The organism is Allobosea vaviloviae (assembly GCF_001298265.1).
In the GTDB taxonomy this organism is placed as follows: Bacteria; Pseudomonadota; Alphaproteobacteria; order Rhizobiales; family Beijerinckiaceae; genus Allobosea; species Allobosea vaviloviae_B.
The window spans coordinates 1-19,511 of sequence record NZ_LGSZ01000058.1 but is presented as its reverse complement, the minus strand read 5'-3'; the positions used below and the strand labels follow the sequence as shown (position 1 = coordinate 19,511).

Genomic DNA, 19,511 nt, shown 5'->3' with positions numbered 1-19,511 from the left:
TGTTCAGCTGTTGCGGTGGATCTGGAAGCCGGCGAAAGACTGGCTCACCGGCATGATCTCGAGGCTGTTGATGTTGACGTGCGGGGGCAGCGTCGCGACCCAGAACACGGTCTCGGCGATGTCCTGGGGCTGCAGCGGATCGGCGCCGCCATAGAGGGCGTCATAGGCCGCCTTGTCGCCACCATTGCGCACCAGCGTGAACTCGCTCTCGCACAGGCCTGGCTCGATCGAGGTGACGCGGACGCCCTTGCCGTGCAGGTCGGAGCGCAGGCCCAGCGAGAACTGGCGCACGAAGGCCTTGGTGCCGCCATAGACGTTGCCGCCCGAATAGGGCCAGTTCGACGCGACCGAGGCGATGTTGATGACCGCGCCCTTGCGCGCGATCAGGCCGGGCAGCAGGTGATGCGTCAGCGCCACCAGTCCGGTGACGTTGGTGCCGATCATCGTCTTCCAGTCGGAGAGCGCGGTCTGTGGCGCGGGCTTGGTGCCGAGCGCGAGGCCGGCATTGTTGAGCAGCACGTCGATCGCCTGGAACGGCTCGGGCAGGGCACCGAGCGCCGCCGTCATTCCGGCTTCGTCGGTGATGTCGAAGGCCGCGCCGTAAAAATTCTCACCCAGTTCCGCCTTCAGGGCGTCGAGACGGTCGGCACGGCGGCCGGTGCCGATCACCTTCCAGCCGGCCCCGACGAAGCGCCGCGCGGTGGCGGCGCCGAAGCCTGCGGTCGCGCCCGAAATCAGGATGGTCTTGCTCATGGTGGTGCCTTCTCGTTCGTCTGGCCTCGGCCGCCGACGCTCTGCAAGAGCAGCGCCAGCGATGACAGGGGAATGACCGGTGTGTGTAGGGGTGGGTGGACTGGCGGCCGCCGAGGGCGCGCTCAGGTCTCGCCGCCCTTGTGGAGATAGTGCTCGGCGGTGACCACGACCTTGTCGTCGAGCTTGCCGATCGCCGCCTCGTCGCGGTCCTTGTAGGGGATGGCGAGGAGGACGTGGCGGATGGCGTTCAGCCGGGCCCGCAGCTTGTCGTTGCCGCGGATGACATGCCAAGGCGCCCATGGCGTCGAGCTCCTCGCCAGCATGTCGTCGAAGGCCTGCGAGTAGGCGGCGAAACGCGGGATCGCCTCGAAATCGATCGGCGAGAGCTTCCAGCGCTTGAGCGGATCGTGCCAGCGGTCATGCAGCCGAACCATCTGCATTTCAGGGCCGATGGTGATGAAGAGTTTGATCAGCCGGACGCCGTCGCGCACCAGCATGCCTTCGAAGGCGGGCGCCTCGTGCAGCAAGGCGTCGGTCTGCTGCGGCGTGCAGAAGCCCATGACGCGCTCGACGCCGGCACGGTTGTACCAGGAGCGGTCGAAGAAGGTGATTTCGCCGGCTGTCGGCATCTGCGTGACATAGCGCTGGAAATACCACTGCCCGGCTTCGCTGTCGGAGGGCTTCGACAGCGCCACGACGCGCGCCTGGCGCGGATTGAGATGCTGGGTGAAGCGGCCGATGGTGCCGCCTTTGCCTGCGCCGTCGCGGCCTTCGAACAGAATGACGATGCGCTCTTTCGTCTCGCGCACCCAGTTCGCCAGCTTCTGCAATTCGATCTGCAGCGGCGCGAGTTCCTGCTCATAGCGCTTGCGCTTCATGCGCTTGCCATAGGGGTAGTCGCCGCTGCGGAAGGCGGCATCGACGATCGCGGCGGGCAGGGTGTCTGCCTCGATGTCGAACGCCTCTGCGCCAGCGGCCTTGCGCGCGGCCGCGCGCTTGCGGTCCGGCTTGGCCTCCTGCTCCGCCTTGGCAACGAGCCGCAGCGCAGCTTTCGGCCGGCTTCCTGGAACGGTTTTCGCCATGGCAATGATCCTCGTGAGGGAAAGCAGCCTAGCCGGCTGTGGAAGCAAAGGGAATTGACGCGCGCCGGCCTTACGCTCAGGAAGAGCCCTTCGTCCCGCGGCAGGCCGTTCGGCCGTCGCGTCAGCGAGAGCCTGAGGTTCCCTTCCGCATGGCCATTGCCGTCGATCCGTTTGCCTCCGCGACGCATGCCCTGATCGAGGCGATGGGCGCCGCCGTGGTCCTGCTCGATGTCCAGGGTGTCGCCCAGGCGCTGAGCCCGGCGATGCGCGCGCTGATCCCGGCGCTGGAGACGGGCCAGCCGCTGACGCTGGTGATGCGCGATCCCGACCTGATCGAGGCCATCGACGGCGTCGCCCGCCAGGGCGGCCGCCAGGTCATCGAACTGATCGAGCGCGTGCCGGTCGAGCGCACCTTCCGGATCCACATCTCCGCACTGCCCGGCGCAGGCTGGCGGCGGCCGGTGGTCCTGACCTTCGAGGATCTCAGCGAGCAGCGCGTCACCGAGCGGATGCGCGTCGATTTCGTCGCCAATGCCAGCCACGAGCTGCGCACGCCGCTGGCCTCGCTGCTCGGCTTCGTGGAGACCCTGCAGGGGCCGGCACGCAACGACGCCGGCGCGCGCGACCGCTTCCTTGCGATCATGCGCGAGCAGGGCCTGCGCATGGCGCGCCTCGTCGATGACCTGCTGTCGCTGTCGCGGATCGAGCTTCGCGCCCATCTGGCGCCGGAGACCCCGGTCGATCTCACCGGGATCTCGCGCGAAATCGTCGATTCGCTGACGCTGATGGCCCGCGAACGCGAGGTCACCCTGACGCTGCGTGCTCCCACCGAGCCGGTCAGGGTCGCCGGCGATCGCGACGAACTGCTGCGGCTGATGGAAAACCTGGTCGAGAACGCGATCAAATACGGCAAGCGCGGCGGTGAGGTGTTGATCGAGGTGCTGGATGGGCCGGCCGAGTGCAGCGTCGGCGTGCGCGACGACGGGCCGGGCATCGCGCCCGAGCACCTGCCGCGGCTGACCGAGCGCTTCTATCGCGTCGATACCGCGGCCAGCCGCGAGGCCGGTGGCACGGGGCTGGGCCTTGCCATCGTCAAGCACATCGTGCTGCGCCATCGTGGCCGGCTGACGATCGAAAGCGCACTCGGCGAGGGAGCCACCTTCCGGGCCGTGCTGCCACGCTTCGGAGCGCCGCCGCGCAAGCCGTGAGCCGGATCCGTTAACGCTGCGTGACGGCAATATGACAAACGCTGTGACGCGTTGTCATGAAGCTGTCATGCAGACAGTGTTCTGAACGGCTCGCTAAACCTGCGATCCAGAGAGGACATCTCATGCGCAAACTTCTCATTCTCGCGGCCGCGACCATCGGTCTGTCCGGCGTGGCCCAGGCCGCCGACATCACCGGCGCCGGCGCGACCTTCCCCTTCCCGATTTATGCCAAGTGGGCCGAAGCCTACAAGAAGGAGACCAATATCGGTCTCAACTACCAGTCGATCGGCTCGGGTGGCGGCATCCGCCAGATCAAGGCCAAGACGGTCGCCTTCGGCGCCACCGACGCTCCCCTCAAGGGCGAAGACCTGACCAAGGACGGCCTGATCCAGTTCCCGACCGTGATGGGCGGCGTCGTGCCCGCGATCAACGTGGCGGGCGTCGAGGCCGGCAAGCTCAAGCTGACCGGCCCGATCATCGCCGGCATCTACATGGGCGAGATCAAGAAGTGGAACGACCCGAAGATCGTCGCGCTCAATGCCGGCGTGACCCTGCCCGACGCCAACATCAACCCCGTCTACCGTTCGGACGGCTCGGGCACGACCTATGTCTTCACCGACTACCTCTCCAAGGTTTCGGCTGACTGGAAGTCCAAGGTCGGCGCCAACCAGTCGGTCCAGTGGGCTGTCGGCATCGGTGGCAAGGGCAATGAGGGCGTCTCGGCCTCGGTCAAGCAGGTCGCCAACTCGATCGGCTATGTCGAATACGCCTACGCCAAGCAGAACAAGCTCTCCTACGCCCTGATCCAGAACGCCGACGGCAACTTCCCGGCCCCGGACGACAAGGCCTTCCAGGCCGCTGCCGCCAACGCCAACTGGAACGAGGCTCCCGGCTTCGGCATCTCGCTGAACAACCAGAAGGGCGCCGACGCCTGGCCGATCACGGCCGCCACCTTCCTGCTCGTCCACGCCAAGCCGGAAAAGCCGGAAGAGGTGCAGGCCGCGCTGAAGTTCGTCGACTGGGCCTTCAAGAACGGCGACAAGCTCGCTCTCGACCTCGACTACGTGCCGCTCCCGGCCACGGTCAAGGATCAGGTCCGCAACGCCTGGAAGGGCGTCACCGACCCGGCCGGCAAGCCGATCTTCTGATCGCAACGACATTGCGAAGCGGGGACACCCCCGCTTCGCATCTCTCCGACCCTCATCCCGAGCAGCGGCGCGCTTCGATCGCTGTTGGGGATGAGGGTTCGATCCAGAGACATAATCCTTGTCCTGCCTCGTTCCTGCATCCCATGTTTTGGCTACGACCGGAGTTCCACGGATGACAGCCGTGACCGACCCTATGAGCATCCCGGCCGCGCACCCTCAGCGCAAGACGCCGAAGGGCACGTTCGACATCGTGTTCCGCAACGCCAGCTTCCTCTCGGCGCTGTTCGTCCTCGTCCTGCTCGCCGGCATCATGCTGTCGATGGTCATCGGCGGCTGGCCGGCCTTCCGCCAGTTCGGTCTCGGCTTCCTCACGGGCAGCCAGTGGGACACCCAGGCGGATGTTTACGGCGCCTGGCCGGCGATCGTCGGCACGCTCTCGACGGCACTGATCGCCCTGGTGATCGGCGTGCCGTTGTCGCTGGGCATCGCGGTCTATCTCACCCAGTTGGCGCCGCCCTGGTTCAAGCAGCCCGTCTCGACGACGGTCGAACTGCTCGCGGCCGTGCCGTCGATCATCTACGGCATGTGGGGGCTGTTCGTCTTCGTGCCGCTCTTTGCGGCCTATGTGCAGATCCCGCTCTCCAACATCGTCGAGGGGCTCCCGATCGTCGGCACCGTGCTCTATTCACGCTCGCCTTCGGGGCTGGGCATCCTGACGGCCGGCATCATCCTGGCCTTCATGATCATCCCCTTCATCGCCTCGATCGTGCGCGACATGCTCGACCAGATCCCCTCCGTGCTGCGCGAGAGCGCCTATGGCATCGGGGCGACCACCTGGGAGGTGGTGCGCCATGTGCTGGTGCCGCAGGCCGGCGTCTCGATCATCGGCGCGGTCATGCTCGGGCTCGGCCGCGCGCTGGGCGAGACCATGGCGGTGACCTTCGTCGTCGGCAACGCGAACCGGCTCTCGGCCTCGATCATGGATCCGGGCTCGACCATCGCCTCACGCATCGCCAACGAGTTCAACGAGGCGCTGGGCCTGCAGATGAACGCGCTGATCGCGCTGGGCTGCATCCTGTTCTTCGTCACCTTCGTCGTCCTCGTCATCGCGCGCATCCTCGTCGCGCGGGTCAAGACCTTCTGAACGGGCCCGCGCGATCATGAGCATGACCACACCCTCCACCGTCCGCGCCCTTCCGCCCTCGACCTGGGGCCGCGTGCGCCAGTCGCGCCGCACCGCCGACAAGGCGATGCGCGTCACCGCCGCCGGTTTCACCTTCCTGGCGATCTTCGTGCTGTTCTGGATCCTCGGCATGCTGATCGTGAAGGGCGTCGGCGGCCTGTCCGTCGCGACCTTTACCCAGGTCACGCCGGGCCCCGGCTCGGAAGGCGGCGGTCTCGCCAACGCCATCGCCGGCTCGGTGATCCTGACCTTCCTCGGCATCGTCGTGGCGACGCCGATCGGCGTGCTGGCGGGCACCTATCTCGCCGAATACGGCAAGGGCTCGAAGCTCGCCGACCTGATCCGTTTCATCAACGACATCCTGCTCTCGGCGCCCTCGATCCTGATCGGCCTGTTCGTCTACGTCATCATGGTCGAGCCGCTGGGCGGCTATTCCGGCTGGGCCGGCGGCGTGGCGCTCGGCATCATCGCGATCCCGGTCATCGTTCGCACCACCGAGGACATGCTGCGGCTCGTGCCGGGTCCGCTGCGGGAGGCCGGCTCGGCGCTCGGGGCGCCGCCCTCCGTGGTGATCACCTCGATCACCTGGAAGGCCGCCAAATCCGGCATGGTGACCGGCATCCTGCTGGCGCTCGCCCGCATCGCCGGCGAGACCGCGCCGCTGATCTTCACCGCGCTGAACAACAATTTCTGGTTCTCCCCCAACCTGATGGGCGGCGTCTCGAACCTGCCGGTGACGATCTACCAGTTCGCCTCCGCCCCTTACGAGAACTGGCAGCAGCTGGCCTGGGCTGGTTCGCTGATCATCACCATGTCGATCCTGGTGCTCTCGCTCATCGCCCGCCGCATCGTGCGCGGCGGCAAGTAAGCAGCCCAACTGAACCCTCGTCGCGTTCGATCTGAAGGAAAAAGTCGATGCTTTCGACGCTGGAACTGAGCCCGCAGACGCTCGATGCCGACGCCCCCGTGCGGATCGCGGTCAAGAACCTCGATTTCTACTACGGCGAGCACAAGGCGCTGAAGAACATCAATCTCGACTTCCGTGACCGCCACGTCACGGCGCTGATCGGCCCGTCCGGCTGCGGCAAGTCGACCCTGCTGCGGATCTTCAACCGCATCTACTCGCTCTATCCCGAGCAGCGCGCCACCGGCGAGATCATGCTCGACGGGCGCAACGTCATCTCCAACGAGGTCGACGTGAACGAGCTGCGCTCGCGCATCGGCATGGTCTTCCAGAAGCCGACGCCCTTCCCGATGTCGATCTACGACAATGTCGCCTTCGGCATCCGCCTTTACGAGAAGCCGCCGAAGTCGGAGCTCGATGACCGTGTCGAGGGTGCGCTGCGCCGCTCGGCGCTGTGGGACGAGGTCAAGGACAAGCTCAAGACCTCGGGCATGGGCCTTTCGGGCGGCCAGCAGCAGCGGCTGTGCATCGCACGCACCATCGCGCAGAAGCCCGAGGTCATCCTGTTCGACGAGCCGACCTCGGCGCTCGATCCGATCTCGACCGGCAAGATCGAGGATCTGCTGGAGCAGCTCAAGACCGACTTCACCATCGTCATCGTCACGCACAACATGCAGCAGGCGGCGCGCATCTCGCAGTATACCGCCTTCATGTATCTCGGCGAGGTCATCGAGTTCGCTCCGACCAACACGATCTTCATGAACCCGAGCAAGAAGCAGACGCAGGACTACGTCACCGGCCGCTTCGGCTGACTCGCACGCGCTTCACAGGGATACACGCCGATGACAGACCATATCGTCCGCTCCTACGACGCCGAACTCGAGGCGCTGCGCCGCAGCCTCGCCGAGATGGGCGGCATGTCCGAGCGCATGCTCGGCGATTCCACCGTGGCGCTGGTGCGCCGCGACACCACGCTTGCGCAGAAGGTGATCAGCGCCGACCAGCGCCTCGACAACCTGCAACGCGATGTCGAGGAGCGCGCGGTCTTGACGATCGCGCGTCGCCAGCCGCTCGCCAACGACCTGCGCGAGCTCATCTCGGCGATCCGCATCGCCTCGGACATCGAGCGCGTCGGCGATCTTGCCAAGAACATCGCCAAGCGCGCGGTGGCGATCTCCGGCCAGTTCTCGCCGCCGCATCGCGCCGTGGTCGGGCTGGAGCACATGAGCCGCCTGGTCCAGGCCCAGCTCAAGGACGTGCTCGACGCCTATGCCTCGGCCAACGAGCAGAAGGCGCTCGAGGTCTGGCATCGCGACGGCGAGATCGATGCGCTCTACACCTCGCTGTTCCGCGAGCTCCTGACCTATATGATGGAAGATCCGCGCAACATCACCTTCTGCACGCATCTCCTGTTCTGCGCCAAGAACATCGAGCGCATCGGCGACCACACCACCAACATCGCCGAGACGATCCACTATCTCGTCACCGGCGAATCGCTCGACCTCAACCGTCCCAAGCTCGACACCACCGACATCAATCTCGAGGCGGTGACGGGAAGCTAGGTCTTGGTGCGTCATGGTCGGGCTTGACCCGACCATCCAGGAAACCAGAACCTTCTGGTCTTAGAGATTCTCGGGTCAAGCCCGAGAATGACGCACGACACCGCCCAACATTCGGAAACCCGCCATGCCCGCCCGCATCCTGATCGTCGAGGACGAGGAGCCGCTCACGCTGCTGCTGCGCTACAATCTCGAGGCCGAGGGTTTCGAGGTCGACTCCGTCGCGCGCGGCGACGATGCCGAGCTGCATCTGCGCGACAACACGCCCGATCTCGTGCTGCTCGACTGGATGCTGCCGGGCCTGTCGGGCATCGAGCTCTGCCGCCGCCTGCGGGCGCGCCGCGACACCGAGCGCGTGCCGATCATCATGCTGACCGCGCGCGGCGAGGAGACCGAGCGCGTGCGGGGCCTGGCCACCGGCGCCGACGACTATGTCGTCAAGCCGTTCTCGCTGCCGGAGTTGATCGCGCGCATCCAGGCGCTGCTGCGCCGAGCGAAGCCCGGGCATGTCGCCGGCCTGCTGACGGCGGGCGATCTCGAACTGGACCGGACGACGCGGCGCGTGCGCCGTTCCGGCTTCGAGCTGCATCTCGGACCGACCGAGTTCCGGCTGCTCGAATTCCTGATGCAGGCGCCCGGCCGGGTCTATTCGCGCGCCCAGCTTCTCGACGCAGTCTGGGGTCGCGACGTCTATATCGACGAGCGCACCGTCGACGTCCATGTCGGGCGGCTGCGCAAGGCGATCACACCCGGCGACGCCAAGGACCCGCTGCGCACCGTGCGCGGTGCCGGCTATGCCTTCGACGAGACGTTTGCGCGGGCCTGAGGCACCGTCATGCTCGGGCTTGACCCGAGCATCTCTCGCCGGAAATGACCTTGGTAGAGATTCTCGGGTCTGCGCTTCGCTCCGCCCGAGAATGACGGCCTTGTCGCGGCCCCCGAGCCGGATCGCTTGACCGGCAGCGCCCGACGGCGCAAGCCCGGCGCATGCAAAGCAAAGACATCGCCATCATCGGGGCAGGCCCGGCGGGCCTGATCGCCGCCGAGCGGCTGGCCATCGCCGGCCATCGCGTCACCCTCCATGAGCGGATGGCGTCGCCGGCGCGGAAGTTCCTGCTGGCCGGGCGCGGCGGGCTCAACCTGACGCATTCCGAGCCGCTCGACGCCTTCCTGCCGCGTTACGGCGCGGCACGGGACTGGCTGGAGCCCGCGATTACCGCCTTTCCGCCGCAGGCGATGCGCGACTGGGCCGACGGGCTCGGCGCGCAGAGCTTCGTCGGGTCCAGCGGGCGCGTCTTCCCGAAGGCGATGAAGGCCTCGCCGCTGCTGCGCGCCTGGCTGCGGCGGCTGGACGGGCTCGGCGTCAGGCTGGAGGCCGGGCGGCTCTGGACCGGCTGGACGCCGGAGGGGGCGCTGAGCTTCGCCACCGCCGCTGGCGGGACGGTCACGCTGACCCCCGATGCGGTGCTGCTGGCGCTCGGCGGGGCGAGCTGGCCGCGGCTGGGCTCGGATGGCGGTTGGGTGCCGCTGTTGGCGCAGAGGGGCGTCTCGGTCGAGCCCCTGCGGCCGGCCAATGGCGGCTTTGCCGTCGACTGGACGGCGACCTTGCGCGAGCGTTTTGCGGGCGCGCCGCTGAAGCGCATCGTCATCCGCTTCGGCGGCCGGGAGGTCGCGGGCGAGGCGATGATCGATGCCGATGGCATCGAAGGCGGCGCGATCTATGCGCTGTCGGGCCTCTTGCGCGAGGCGATCGCGCGCGACGGCTTTGCCGCGATCGTGATCGATCTGCGGCCCGATCTCGACATCGCCCGGCTGACGGACAAACTCGGCAAGCGCCGCCAGGGCGAGACGCTGAGCAACCATTTGCGCAAGGCGGGCTTGTCGCCGGCAGCCGTCGCCGTGCTGCGCGACGGCGCCGGGGGGCGGCTCGGTGAGGCGCCCGCGGCGCTGGCGGCGGCGATCAAGTCGACGCCCCTGCGGCTGACCGGGCTGATGCCGATTGCCCGCGCGATCTCGACGGCGGGCGGCATCGCGGCCTCCGAGGTCGACGACCGCTTCATGCTGAAGCGGCTGCCCGGTGTCTTCGTCGCCGGAGAGATGCTGGACTGGGAGGCGCCGACCGGCGGTTACCTGCTGCAGGGCTGTTTCGCGACGGGCGTCGCGGCGGCGGTGGGGATGGAGGCGTGGCTGGGGCGGGGGTGACGGTCGTCGCGCGTCATGCTCGGGCTTGACCCGAGCATCTCGTGACGATGAGGCTCCCTTACATCGATCGGCCTGAGATTCTCGGGTCTGCGCTGCGCTCCGCCCGAGAATGACGGCCTGCTACTTCCCCTCCGCCTTGCCGATCGCCTGGTTCAGGTCCTGCCATTCGTGGCAGCGGCCGCAGAGCTGCGCCAGCTTTGCGAGATTGGCCTTGGCGGAGGCCATGTCGCCGGTCTCGATGAACCATTCGCCCTGATATTCGAGCGCCGGCAGGAAGGTCGGGTCGTAGCGCAGGGCGGCGTCGTAATATTGCTTGGCAACCGGGTAGTTCTTCAGCTTGCGGTGCGAATAGGCGATCCAGTTCAGCAGCACCGGCGAATCCGGCTTGGTGATCAGCAGCGCCGTCAGCTTCTCGATGGCGGGCGCGAAATTCTTCTCCTCGATCCAGCGCCGGGCCTGGCGATAGTCGGGGTCCTCGTCGAGAACGGTCCAGTCCGGCCCGACGGCGCGTGCCGGCGGCGCCGCCAGCAGGCACACCGTCAGCAGGCAAGCCGCCAGCGCGAGCCGACAGGCAAACAGTCCCCAGAGCCGGTACGCCATCCTGTCCTCCCCTGTCGCGGTCCGCGATCTCAGCATGACGCCGGTGGCGGCGCCAGCCTCAGTCTGGGCCGGCACCATCACACGGTTGCGACGACGACAGGGGGTGGCGACGCAGAGGCCGCAGCGCCCCGCCGGCCGGGCTGTGCGATGCGGTGATCCGGCGCCGGGTTTGGCGCGTTTAACCGGCATCGCGATCGCGGAGCCCGTCATGACCAAGCCTGCCATACCGAAGGCACTCGCACCCGGAACCGATGTGAGCTGGCGCTGGGGCGCGCATGTCGCGCGCGGCCGGATCGAGCAGATCTTCACGGAGCCGGTGACCCGCACGATCAAGGGCACGGAGGTCAAGCGCAACGCCAGCCCGGAGAACCCCGCCTATCTGGTGACGCAGCCGCGCGGCGGCTACGCGCTGAAATCGCACAGCGAGGTGGAGGCAGAGGGGTGAGGGGCCTTCCCTGAAGCCATAAAGGCTCCGTCATTCCGGGCGCAGCGAAGCGGAGACCCGGAATCCATGCCTGAGCCTCTCCGGCAGGCGCTCCGGCCCGGATTCCGGATCGGCGCGGCTGGCGCCGCCTGTCCGGAATGACGGCGCGTTTCGGACGTCGCCCACTTCCAGACCCCAGCCCCGTCATTCCGGGCGCAGCGAAGCGGAGACCCGGAATCCATGCCTGAGCCTCTCCGGCAGGCGCTCCGGCCCGGATTCCGGATCGGCGCGGCTGGCGCCGCCTGTCCGGAACGACGGCGCGTTTCGGACGTCGCCCACTTCCGGACCCCACCGCCGTCATTCCGGGCGCAGCGAAGCGGAGACCCGGAATCCATGCCGGAGCCTGTCCGGCAGGCGCTCCGGCCTGGATTCCGGATCGGCGCGGCTTCGCTGCCTGTCCGGAATGACGGTTGAGTGCTGTAACCCGCCGCCGTCATTCCGGGCGCAGCCCTCGGGTCCGATCTGCGATCGGCCCAAGGGTAAACTCCGCGGAGACCCGGAATCCATGCCTGAACCTCACCCGGCAGGCGCTCCGGCCTGGATTCCGGATCGGCGCGGCTTCGCCGCTTGTCCGGAATGACGGAGATGTGAGAGCCTTTTCTGCGCTGACCCGTTTTCCGATCAGGGGCGTCCGCATGTGGGTCTACATCATGGCCAGCCAGAAACACGGAACGCTCTATGTCGGGGTGACGAACAGCCTCGCGCGACGGATGTCCGAGCACCGTGACGGGCATGGTTCTGCTTTCGCAAAGCGCTACGGCGTCACGCGGCTTGTCTATGCTGAAGCCTTCGATCGTGCGGAGGAGGCGATCGATCAGGAAACACGGATCAAGGGGTGGCGCAGGGCCTGGAAGATCGCCCTGATCGAGAAGGGGAACCCGGACTGGAACGATCTCTACGGCACGGTTCATCTGGATTGACCCTGCCACCCCACCCCCGTCATTCCGGGCGCAGCGAAGCGGAGACCCGGAATCCATGCCTGAGCCTCTCCGGCACACGCTCCGGCATGGATTCCGGATCGGCGCCGCTGCGCCGCTTGTCCGGAATGACGGTTGAGTGCTGTAACCCACCCCCGTCATTCCGGGCGCAGCGAAGCGGAGACCCGGAATCCATGCCTGAACCTCACCCGGCACACGCTCCGGCATGGATTCCGGATCGGCGCGGCTTCGCCGCTTGTCCGGAATGACGGGGGAGGGGAGGACACTCCTGCCAACTGCTGTCACCAATCCGCCCTGCCATGCGCCGTCCCCCCTCGCGCGCGGCAGGGAGTCGCCCCATATTGGCGTCATGTCCGACACGCCCGCCAAAACCGCCAAGCCGAAGCCGGCCAAGAAGCCGTCTTCCGCCCGCACGCCTAATTCCAAGGCGTCGCGCCAGGAGCTGAAGCCGCTGGAGGGGTACCTCGCCGATCTGCTGAATCCGGCGATCAATCGCGGCAATGCCGTGCCCGGTGGCGCGTCGGGGTTTTCCGACAAGCCGCAGGCCGGCTACGAGGCGAAGCCGAGCTACGCCACGGAACGGCCAGGCGGCGAGGACAGGCCCAAGCGCAAGCTCTCGAAGAAGGCCGATGCCGCCTTCATCGGGGCCGAGGGCGCGGCGGCTGCGACCGCGACCTCGCTGCAGACGCTGCTGGAGACCGGCAACCCCTTCATCGAGCCCGGCCGGGCCTGGACGCCGCATCGGCCGCCGCGCCCCGACAAATCCGAGGGCGGCATCCGCTTCCGGATGAATTCGGAGTACGAGCCGGCTGGCGACCAGCCGACGGCGATCGCCGAGCTGGTCGAGGGCATCTCCCGGCAGGAGCGCGACCAGGTGCTGCTCGGCGTCACCGGCTCGGGCAAGACCTTCACCATGGCGCAGGTGATCCAGAAGACGCAGCGCCCGGCACTGATCCTGGCGCCGAACAAGACGCTGGCGGCGCAGCTCTATGGCGAGTTCAAGAGCTTCTTCCCCGACAACGCGGTCGAGTATTTCGTCTCGTACTACGATTACTACCAGCCCGAGGCCTATGTGCCGCGCTCGGACACCTTCATCGAGAAGGAGTCGTCCATCAACGAGCAGATCGACCGGATGCGCCATTCCGCGACGCGCTCGCTGATCGAGCGCGACGACGTCATCATCGTCGCGTCCGTCTCCTGCATCTACGGCATCGGCTCGGTCGAGACCTATACGGCGATGACCTTCAGTATGAAGGTCGGCGAGCGCGTCGAGCAGCGCCAGCTCATCGCCGATCTTGTGGCGCTGCAATACAAGCGCACCCAGCATGATTTCACGCGCGGCTCCTTCCGCGTGCGCGGCGACACGATCGAGCTGTTCCCGGCCCATTATGAGGACCGCGCCTGGCGCATCGGGCTGTTCGGCGACGAGATCGAGAGCATCGCGGAGTTCGATCCGCTCACGGGGCAGAAGACGGCCGACCTCGAATTCGTCAAGGTCTACGGCAATTCGCACTACACCACGCCGCGCCCGACGCTGACGCAGGCCGTGAAGTCGATCAAGGAGGAGCTGAAGGCGCGGCTCGACGAGCTCAACCGCGACGGGCGCTTTCTCGAGGCGCAGCGGCTCGACCAGCGCTGCACCTTCGACATCGAGATGATCGAGTCGACCGGCTCCTGCAACGGCATCGAGAACTATTCGCGCTATCTTACCGGCCGCAAGCCGGGCGAGCCGCCGCCGACGCTGTTCGAATACCTGCCCGACAATGCGCTGGTCTTCACCGATGAGAGCCATGTCACGGTGCCGCAGATCGGCGGCATGTATCGCGGCGACTTCAGGCGCAAGGCAACGCTGGCGGAATACGGCTTCCGGCTGCCCTCCTGCATGGACAACCGACCCCTGCGCTTCGAGGAATGGGACGCGATGCGCCCGCAATCGGTGCATGTCTCGGCGACGCCGGGCTCCTGGGAGATGGAGCAGACCGGCGGCGTCTTCACCGAGCAGGTCATCCGGCCGACCGGGCTGATCGACCCGCCGGTCGAGATCCGCCCGGCCAAGCACCAGGTCGCCGACCTGCTCGACGAGATCAAGGAGGTCACCGCCAAGGGCTATCGCACGCTCGTCACCGTGCTGACCAAGCGCATGGCCGAGGATCTCACCGAATATCTGCACGAGAACGGCGTGCGCGTGCGCTACATGCATTCGGACATCGACACGATCGAGCGCATCGAGATCCTGCGCGATCTTCGGCTGGGCGCCTTCGACGTGCTGGTCGGCATCAACCTGCTGCGCGAGGGGCTCGACATTCCCGAATGCGGGTTTGTGGCCATTCTCGACGCCGACAAGGAGGGCTTCCTGCGCTCCGAGACCTCGCTGATCCAGACCATCGGCCGCGCCGCGCGCAATGTCGACGGCCGCGTCATCCTCTATGCCGACCACATCACCGGCTCGATGGAGCGCGCTTTGGCCGAGACCGCGCGCCGCCGCGAGAAGCAGGAGGCCTACAACGCCGAGCACGGCATCACGCCGCAGACGATCAAGCGCGCCATCGGCGACATCCTGGGCTCCGTCTATGAGCGCGACCATGTCACGGTCGATGCCGGCCTCGGCATCCCCGCCGCCGGGCACAATTTCAAGGCGGCGCTGGCCGACCTCGAAAAGCGCATGCGCGAGGCCGCCGCCGATCTCGAATTCGAAACCGCCGCCCGGCTGCGCGACGAGATCAAGCGCCTGCAAGCGACCGAACTGGCGATCTCCGACGATCCGCTGGCCCGCCAGGGCGATGTCGAGGCCTCGGCCGGGCGCTACAAGGGCGAGCGGTCCTATGGCGACAGCGCCAACCTGCCGACGCGGGCGCGCAAGCCGACGGATGCGGATATGGGGCCGCATAATTTCGGTGGCGGCGAGGGCCGCCCGGTCGCCAAGCCCGCCCCCCGCCCGCGCAAGCCGACGCTCGACGAGATGGGGCCACGGACGGAGCAGCGGCCGAAGGGGGCTGGGGAGCAGCGGGGCGGGCGGCGGCGGAGTTAACTCATGCTGTCCTCACCCTTCGGGAGCCCGGCGCGGGGAACCCCTCTCCTGTAAGGAGAGGGGCAGGGGAGAGGTGTCGGCCGTTTCCCGTATGAGGCACCATGGCAACCGAGCGACAGGACTTCGCCCGAAAACTTCGCAAGCACTCCACCACCCCGGAGGACATCCTCTGGTCGCTGATCCGCGCCCACCGCCTCGACGGGCTGAAGTTCCGCCGGCAGGTCCCGCTGCTCGGCTACACCGTGGATTTCCTCTGCCTCCAGCGCAAACTCATCATCGAGCTCGACGGCGCCCAGCATGACGCCGAGCGCGACTACGACGCGGCGCGCACGCAGGAAATCGAGCGCCACGGCTTCACGCTCATCCGCTTCCGCAACGAAACGATACTGAACGACCGCGACGCCGTCATCGCCGCCATCCGCGAAGCGGCGGGAACCTCGCGATAGAACCCTCTCCTGTAAGGAGAGGGCAGGGAGAGGTGTCGGCCGTTCTCCGCATGAGGCTCGCGCGTCGGCAGCGGTGAGGTTTGCGCCCCGCTGGTCCAGGGGCCGACACCTCTCCCCTGCCCCTCTCCTTACAGGAGAGGGGTTCCCCGCGGATATGATTGGGGCTTGGTGAGACGGTGCTGAATGACCGCGACGCCGTCATCGCCGCCATCCGCGAAGCGGCGCGAACCGCGCGATAGAACCCTCTCCTGTAAGGAGAGGGCAGGGAGAGGTGTCGGCCATCATCCGCATGAGGCTCGCGCGTTGGCAGCGGTGAGGTCTGCGCCCTGCTGGTCCAGGGGCCGACACCTCTCCCCTGCCCCTCTCCTTACAGGAGAGGGGTTCCCCGCGCTTTACGCTGCTGCGGGGAGGCAGGGGCGGGGGGATGCAGATACTGAAGGGGGCTGGTGAGGGGAGTGCGAGGCGGTGGTAGGCTAAAGCTCAATCGCAGGATGGACTATTCGTCAGTTTCAATCTTCTGAGGTAGCAAAATCTTTAGCGCGTTTATTGCGCTAACAAGGGCATCTGCCTCTCCGCTACTGTTTATGATGGCGCTGATCTCGATCGCTGAGCCTGTAAATGTTACGCGATAGGGCGAACCGATAACATTCATGCTGAGGCCCCGATGTTCTCTTTCAGCGTGTTTTGACGGCGGATCGGGCTCGTCTAACGGCTTTGCTCTTAATTGGGTTGCCGGGGTATCAGCGGTGAGGGCTGGCAAGAGTTCGCTTTCTTTGTCTCCATTAGTCAGGCCTGCGAAAGACGCGTTGTCGTCGAACGTCCGCAGAAACGATTTGGCCGCCTCCGTTGTGAAGCCCCGATCCAGGGTCAGCTCACTAATACAGTGCGCATCGCTTGGGCGATCGGGAAGCCAGGTTTGAGCATATTCTCCAAGCAGTTTGGGCCGCAGAGCCGCATCGCGAATGGCCGCCTCTCGGGCGCCGGGCCGCGCATCGTTCATTATCCGAAAAGCTAGCTCGCTGAGCTGTAGGCGTCTATCTTCGCCTTTGCTGACATCATCAAGAAGTCCGTATGCTTTGAGTGCGGCGATCGTTTGGGTAAGACCGCTGCTTGATGGCGAGTAGCCCCACGTTTCGCCGACGACGCTAGCCCTTGCCGGACTCCTTCTGTGCGCCCCTGCCATCACCTGAGCTCTATCAAGTGCTTTCTTGAGAGGAATGAAGGGAAAGGATGGGCTTCGCTCTTTGCGTGCGCGATCAAGGTTGTCATGGTCGGTCATTGGAGAGGCCTCCTTTATTTACAGGAGGATACGGGCCTTTCCCGACATCAACAAGACAAATCCGCCGAACCTGACAAAATATGCCTTGTCATTTTTTGCCTGTCTGTTTGTTGACAGGATGCCTCGGCCGCTTAATATGCGTATGAGTCGCAAGGAGTTTATAATGGTTACAGATGGCAAGCCCCCGCGCCCTTGCCGCCGGCGTCCTTGGGGAGACTAACAAAAAGGCCGATCCCTGTGGCGGGGACCGGCCTCCTTGGTGGCAAAGTAACCGGGCGGCTGGCCCAGTTTCTCGCTACGCGCAGTACGAGATTCGCACGCAAGCCGCCCATCCGCAACCCTTTTAAGGGAGGGATGGCTAATGCTTGGCGCTCGCGCTTGTCATTGGGTGTCTGCCTATATCCGCGTCCGCTTTGGACGCGCCGAGTCCGTTTGTGGACATTGGCGTTGCTGCTGATCGCAGTTGACGCCCTTCGTGAAGACCGCCGGGCGTAGCCCGGCGGTCGCTTTATAGGGACGACTCCTTCTCCCCCGTGGGTAGAAGGAAGTGTGCGTCTTGGTTCCGTTGCATGCCGCGAAACGCGCGGGGAACCCCTCTCCTGTAAGGAGAGGGGCAGGGGAGAGGTGTCGGCCCCTCGACCAGCAAAACGCCGAGCCCACCGCAGCGTGCGGGCAGGGCTCGCGCCATACTGAGAGCGGCCGACACCTCTCCCTGCCCTCTCCTTACAGGAGAGGGTTCCCCGCGCCTGAGCCGGAATCGTTCGCGCTCTTCGAGAAATCTTATCCCCGCGCCCCAAACCCAACCCTATTGTCCCCTCGCTCCGCCCGACCAAGGGGGCTGTCGCGAGGCATCGTGCGGCCGGGCGGGGTTGCGGTGTTCATGGCGTCCGGCCGTTGCGGGCCGGCGTCATGGAGGCGCCGTTCGTCATCCGGGCCAAACAGGCAGGTCCGGGTCCTCGCCGGACTCCCAATGACGACGGGCCCCCAGAGAACCGCGCGCGGGGCGAGGCGGCGGCTGACGGCGCTGCTTCGACATCTCGACTTCGACATCGACTTCGGCACGCAGCCGTCGACTGCGACGCCGCCTCTCCCCGCGCATCCCCTCGGATTCGCAGTCGTGTGAGACCTCTGCCCGAAAACCCTGCGGCGCGAGCCGGCCGGGGCGCTCGGTGCGTCGCGTGGCGCAAAGCGTTGGTTCTCTCGCCGTGTTTCCGGGGCTCCGCACAGCGAAGAGCCGGGAACCCAGAACCGCAGTTCATCGAGATCAGGCGGGCCATGCCAGCGCCCCGTTTTCGAAGGGCGTCGGTTCTGGGTTCCGGGCTCGCCCTTCGGGCGCCCCGGAATGACGGGGGAGGATGAGAAGGTGCGGGTTTGATCCAGCGCAGGGTGGGGCCATGCGGCTTGCGGTAGGGATGCGGCACACCTTAGAATGATTCCAAGGCGACGCCGCTGTCCGAAAGTTCATTCCCATGATGCTCAAGCCCTATTGGCTGCGGTTCCACCGCTGGATCACGCTCGTCTTCGCCCTGCCGCTGATCGCGCTGATCCTAAGCGGGCTCGTGCTGTCGATCGAGCCGCTGGCGCAGCGCACGCGGCCGGTGGCGCCGGTGACCGAGGCCTCGGTGCTGGCGGCGCTGCGGAAATTCGATCCTGAAGCGAAAGCGACCGGGCTGACGATCCGCACCTATGACCAGTTGATGACGCTGAACGGGGTCGGGCCCGACGGCTCGGTCGATGTCAGCCTGCGGACCGGCGAGGAGATCGACGAGCCGGGCTGGGCCGACTGGTTCGGCACCGCCCGGCAATTGCATGAGCGGCTGCTGCTCGATCTCGGCTGGCTCGTCACCGCCTCGACCATCGCCATGCTGGTGCTGGCGCTGCTGGGCGTGCTGATGGGCTGGCCGCGCCTGCGCAACACGCTGGGCGGCTGGCACAGCGTCGCCGCCTGGGTGTTCCTGCCGCTGATCGTGCTGTCGCCGCTGACCGGGCTCGCCATCGCCTTCGGCATCAGCCTGACGCCGGCCGCGCCGGCCGGTGGCGCGGCGCGGCCGGCGCGGCTGCCGCTGGCGGAGGCGATCCCGCTCGTCGCCCGCGCGCATGACCTCGCCGACCTGACCTCGCTGCGGCTGCGCGGCGGGCGGCTGCTGGCGCGGGTCTATGTCGACAACCGGCTGACCGGCGTGGTGGTGACGCGCGAAGGGCTCCAGACGCCGCCGATGAACTGGCCGCGCGCGCTGCATGAGGGCAACTGGCATGCGCTCTGGGGCAGCGGCCTCAACCTCGCGCTCTCGCTGGTGCTGGCCGGGCTCTGGGGCACGGGGCTGGTGATCTGGGCGAAGCGCCGCTTCCGCAAGCGCAACAAGCGGCCACGGCCGGCGGCGGCCTGAGGCAGGGGGCAGGGCCTTGCGGGGCTTGGCGCGGGGAACCCCTCCCCCGTGTGGGGAGGGGTCTGCGCCGCAGGGCCATCGCTTGAAGCCGGGACTCGTCCCCTTCCCCCCGCTTGCGGTGGGGAAGGGTTAGGGATGGGGGGCCGCAAAGCCGGAGAGCCATCCTTTGCCGTTTCGCCGAGCGGCACTGCCCCCCCCCCCCCCCCCCCCACCCCCAGCGGGGGGGGGGGCTGTGCCCGCCCACCAGGCCTCGCCCCACCTCCGGGCGGCGCCCCGCGGGGCGCCCGGCCCGCCCCGGCCGGCCCGCCGG

The 19,511-nt window shown here is 67.0% G+C and carries 17 protein-coding genes; 13 read left to right on the top strand and 4 right to left on the bottom strand.

The genetic code is table 11. The features are described 5' to 3' along the window. Window positions 1–3: 3 nt before the first annotated feature. Window positions 4–753, bottom strand: coding sequence for an SDR family NAD(P)-dependent oxidoreductase (locus AE618_RS21895; protein ID WP_054211201.1), 750 nt, complete (start codon window positions 751–753; stop codon window positions 4–6). Window positions 754–875: 122 nt separating this feature from the next. Next, window positions 876–1,835 (bottom strand): polyphosphate kinase 2, encoded by a 960-nt coding sequence (gene ppk2 / locus AE618_RS21890; RefSeq protein ID WP_054211200.1) that lies wholly within the window; start codon window positions 1,833–1,835, stop codon window positions 876–878. A gap of 149 nt (window positions 1,836–1,984) precedes the next feature. On the opposite strand from ppk2, the gene AE618_RS21885 reads away from it, so the two are divergent. The 8 genes from AE618_RS21885 to AE618_RS21850 all read left to right on the top strand — a co-directional run bounded on the left by AE618_RS21885 (window position 1,985) and on the right by AE618_RS21850 (window position 10,039). Continuing rightward, window positions 1,985–3,043, top strand: a complete 1,059-nt coding sequence (locus AE618_RS21885) for an ATP-binding protein (protein WP_054211199.1) — start codon at window positions 1,985–1,987, stop codon at window positions 3,041–3,043. Window positions 3,044–3,165: 122 nt separating this feature from the next. Continuing rightward, window positions 3,166–4,191 carry a phosphate ABC transporter substrate-binding protein PstS gene (pstS, locus tag AE618_RS21880; RefSeq protein ID WP_054211198.1) on the top strand — a complete coding sequence of 342 codons (1,026 nt, stop codon included), beginning with the start codon at window positions 3,166–3,168 and terminating at the stop codon, window positions 4,189–4,191. Window positions 4,192–4,363: 172 nt separating this feature from the next. Then, entirely contained in the window at window positions 4,364–5,335 is a 972-nt protein-coding gene (gene pstC, locus AE618_RS21875; RefSeq protein WP_054211197.1) for a phosphate ABC transporter permease subunit PstC, read from the top strand. A 16-nt stretch (window positions 5,336–5,351) separates the two neighbouring features. Next, window positions 5,352–6,242: a phosphate ABC transporter permease PstA gene (gene pstA, locus AE618_RS21870; RefSeq protein WP_054211196.1), complete on the top strand. Its 891-nt coding sequence runs from the start codon at window positions 5,352–5,354 to the stop codon at window positions 6,240–6,242. Window positions 6,243–6,289: 47 nt separating this feature from the next. Beyond that, window positions 6,290–7,090 (top strand): phosphate ABC transporter ATP-binding protein PstB, encoded by an 801-nt coding sequence (pstB, locus tag AE618_RS21865; protein WP_054211195.1) that lies wholly within the window; start codon window positions 6,290–6,292, stop codon window positions 7,088–7,090. 30 nt (window positions 7,091–7,120) lie between these two features. Beyond that, window positions 7,121–7,840 carry a phosphate signaling complex protein PhoU gene (gene phoU, locus AE618_RS21860; protein ID WP_054211194.1) on the top strand — a complete coding sequence of 240 codons (720 nt, stop codon included), beginning with the start codon at window positions 7,121–7,123 and terminating at the stop codon, window positions 7,838–7,840. Between the two features lie 124 nt (window positions 7,841–7,964). Further along, window positions 7,965–8,663 carry a phosphate regulon transcriptional regulator PhoB gene (gene phoB / locus AE618_RS21855; RefSeq protein ID WP_054211193.1) on the top strand — a complete coding sequence of 233 codons (699 nt, stop codon included), beginning with the start codon at window positions 7,965–7,967 and terminating at the stop codon, window positions 8,661–8,663. A gap of 161 nt (window positions 8,664–8,824) precedes the next feature. Further along, window positions 8,825–10,039, top strand: a complete 1,215-nt coding sequence (locus AE618_RS21850) for a TIGR03862 family flavoprotein (protein ID WP_054211192.1) — start codon at window positions 8,825–8,827, stop codon at window positions 10,037–10,039. A 120-nt stretch (window positions 10,040–10,159) separates the two neighbouring features. Here AE618_RS21850 and AE618_RS21845 read toward each other — a convergent pair whose 3' ends face one another. Beyond that, a complete protein-coding gene (locus AE618_RS21845; protein ID WP_054211214.1) occupies window positions 10,160–10,639 on the bottom strand; it encodes a tetratricopeptide repeat protein in 480 nt (159 codons plus the stop codon). A gap of 208 nt (window positions 10,640–10,847) precedes the next feature. On the opposite strand from AE618_RS21845, the gene AE618_RS21840 reads away from it, so the two are divergent. The 4 genes from AE618_RS21840 (at window position 10,848) to AE618_RS21825 (ending at window position 15,535) form a co-directional block, all read left to right on the top strand. Continuing rightward, window positions 10,848–11,084 carry a DUF2945 domain-containing protein gene (locus AE618_RS21840; RefSeq protein WP_054211213.1) on the top strand — a complete coding sequence of 79 codons (237 nt, stop codon included), beginning with the start codon at window positions 10,848–10,850 and terminating at the stop codon, window positions 11,082–11,084. Window positions 11,085–11,710: 626 nt separating this feature from the next. Then, window positions 11,711–12,043 carry a GIY-YIG nuclease family protein gene (locus AE618_RS21835; protein ID WP_349236446.1) on the top strand — a complete coding sequence of 111 codons (333 nt, stop codon included), beginning with the start codon at window positions 11,711–11,713 and terminating at the stop codon, window positions 12,041–12,043. A 367-nt stretch (window positions 12,044–12,410) separates the two neighbouring features. Continuing rightward, window positions 12,411–15,089: an excinuclease ABC subunit UvrB gene (uvrB, locus tag AE618_RS21830; protein ID WP_054211190.1), complete on the top strand. Its 2,679-nt coding sequence runs from the start codon at window positions 12,411–12,413 to the stop codon at window positions 15,087–15,089. A 101-nt stretch (window positions 15,090–15,190) separates the two neighbouring features. Continuing rightward, window positions 15,191–15,535 (top strand): endonuclease domain-containing protein, encoded by a 345-nt coding sequence (locus AE618_RS21825; protein WP_054211189.1) that lies wholly within the window; start codon window positions 15,191–15,193, stop codon window positions 15,533–15,535. Between the two features lie 496 nt (window positions 15,536–16,031). On the opposite strand, the gene AE618_RS28150 is transcribed toward AE618_RS21825, so the two are convergent. Beyond that, window positions 16,032–16,814 carry a hypothetical protein gene (locus tag AE618_RS28150; RefSeq protein ID WP_156330422.1) on the bottom strand — a complete coding sequence of 261 codons (783 nt, stop codon included), beginning with the start codon at window positions 16,812–16,814 and terminating at the stop codon, window positions 16,032–16,034. Between the two features lie 1,469 nt (window positions 16,815–18,283). On the opposite strand from AE618_RS28150, the gene AE618_RS21820 reads away from it, so the two are divergent. Continuing rightward, complete coding sequence (locus AE618_RS21820; RefSeq protein WP_248310977.1) at window positions 18,284–19,201, top strand: PepSY-associated TM helix domain-containing protein; 918 nt, start codon at window positions 18,284–18,286, stop codon at window positions 19,199–19,201. Window positions 19,202–19,511 lie beyond the last annotated feature (310 nt).

Coding starts and splice junctions, on each gene's coding strand:
- pstA (WP_054211196.1), top strand. CDS start 5,352: ATGAGCATGACCACACCCTCCACCGTCCGCGCCCTTCCGCCCTCGACC.
- AE618_RS21895 (WP_054211201.1), bottom strand. CDS start 753: ATGAGCAAGACCATCCTGATTTCGGGCGCGACCGCAGGCTTCGGCGCC.
- phoB (WP_054211193.1), top strand. CDS start 7,965: ATGCCCGCCCGCATCCTGATCGTCGAGGACGAGGAGCCGCTCACGCTG.
- ppk2 (WP_054211200.1), bottom strand. CDS start 1,835: ATGGCGAAAACCGTTCCAGGAAGCCGGCCGAAAGCTGCGCTGCGGCTC.
- AE618_RS28150 (WP_156330422.1), bottom strand. CDS start 16,814: ATGACCGACCATGACAACCTTGATCGCGCACGCAAAGAGCGAAGCCCA.
- pstB (WP_054211195.1), top strand. CDS start 6,290: ATGCTTTCGACGCTGGAACTGAGCCCGCAGACGCTCGATGCCGACGCC.
- AE618_RS21840 (WP_054211213.1), top strand. CDS start 10,848: ATGACCAAGCCTGCCATACCGAAGGCACTCGCACCCGGAACCGATGTG.
- AE618_RS21850 (WP_054211192.1), top strand. CDS start 8,825: ATGCAAAGCAAAGACATCGCCATCATCGGGGCAGGCCCGGCGGGCCTG.
- AE618_RS21845 (WP_054211214.1), bottom strand. CDS start 10,639: ATGGCGTACCGGCTCTGGGGACTGTTTGCCTGTCGGCTCGCGCTGGCG.
- pstS (WP_054211198.1), top strand. CDS start 3,166: ATGCGCAAACTTCTCATTCTCGCGGCCGCGACCATCGGTCTGTCCGGC.
- AE618_RS21825 (WP_054211189.1), top strand. CDS start 15,191: ATGGCAACCGAGCGACAGGACTTCGCCCGAAAACTTCGCAAGCACTCC.
- AE618_RS21820 (WP_248310977.1), top strand. CDS start 18,284: ATGATGCTCAAGCCCTATTGGCTGCGGTTCCACCGCTGGATCACGCTC.
- uvrB (WP_054211190.1), top strand. CDS start 12,411: ATGTCCGACACGCCCGCCAAAACCGCCAAGCCGAAGCCGGCCAAGAAG.
- AE618_RS21885 (WP_054211199.1), top strand. CDS start 1,985: ATGGCCATTGCCGTCGATCCGTTTGCCTCCGCGACGCATGCCCTGATC.
- phoU (WP_054211194.1), top strand. CDS start 7,121: ATGACAGACCATATCGTCCGCTCCTACGACGCCGAACTCGAGGCGCTG.
- pstC (WP_054211197.1), top strand. CDS start 4,364: ATGACAGCCGTGACCGACCCTATGAGCATCCCGGCCGCGCACCCTCAG.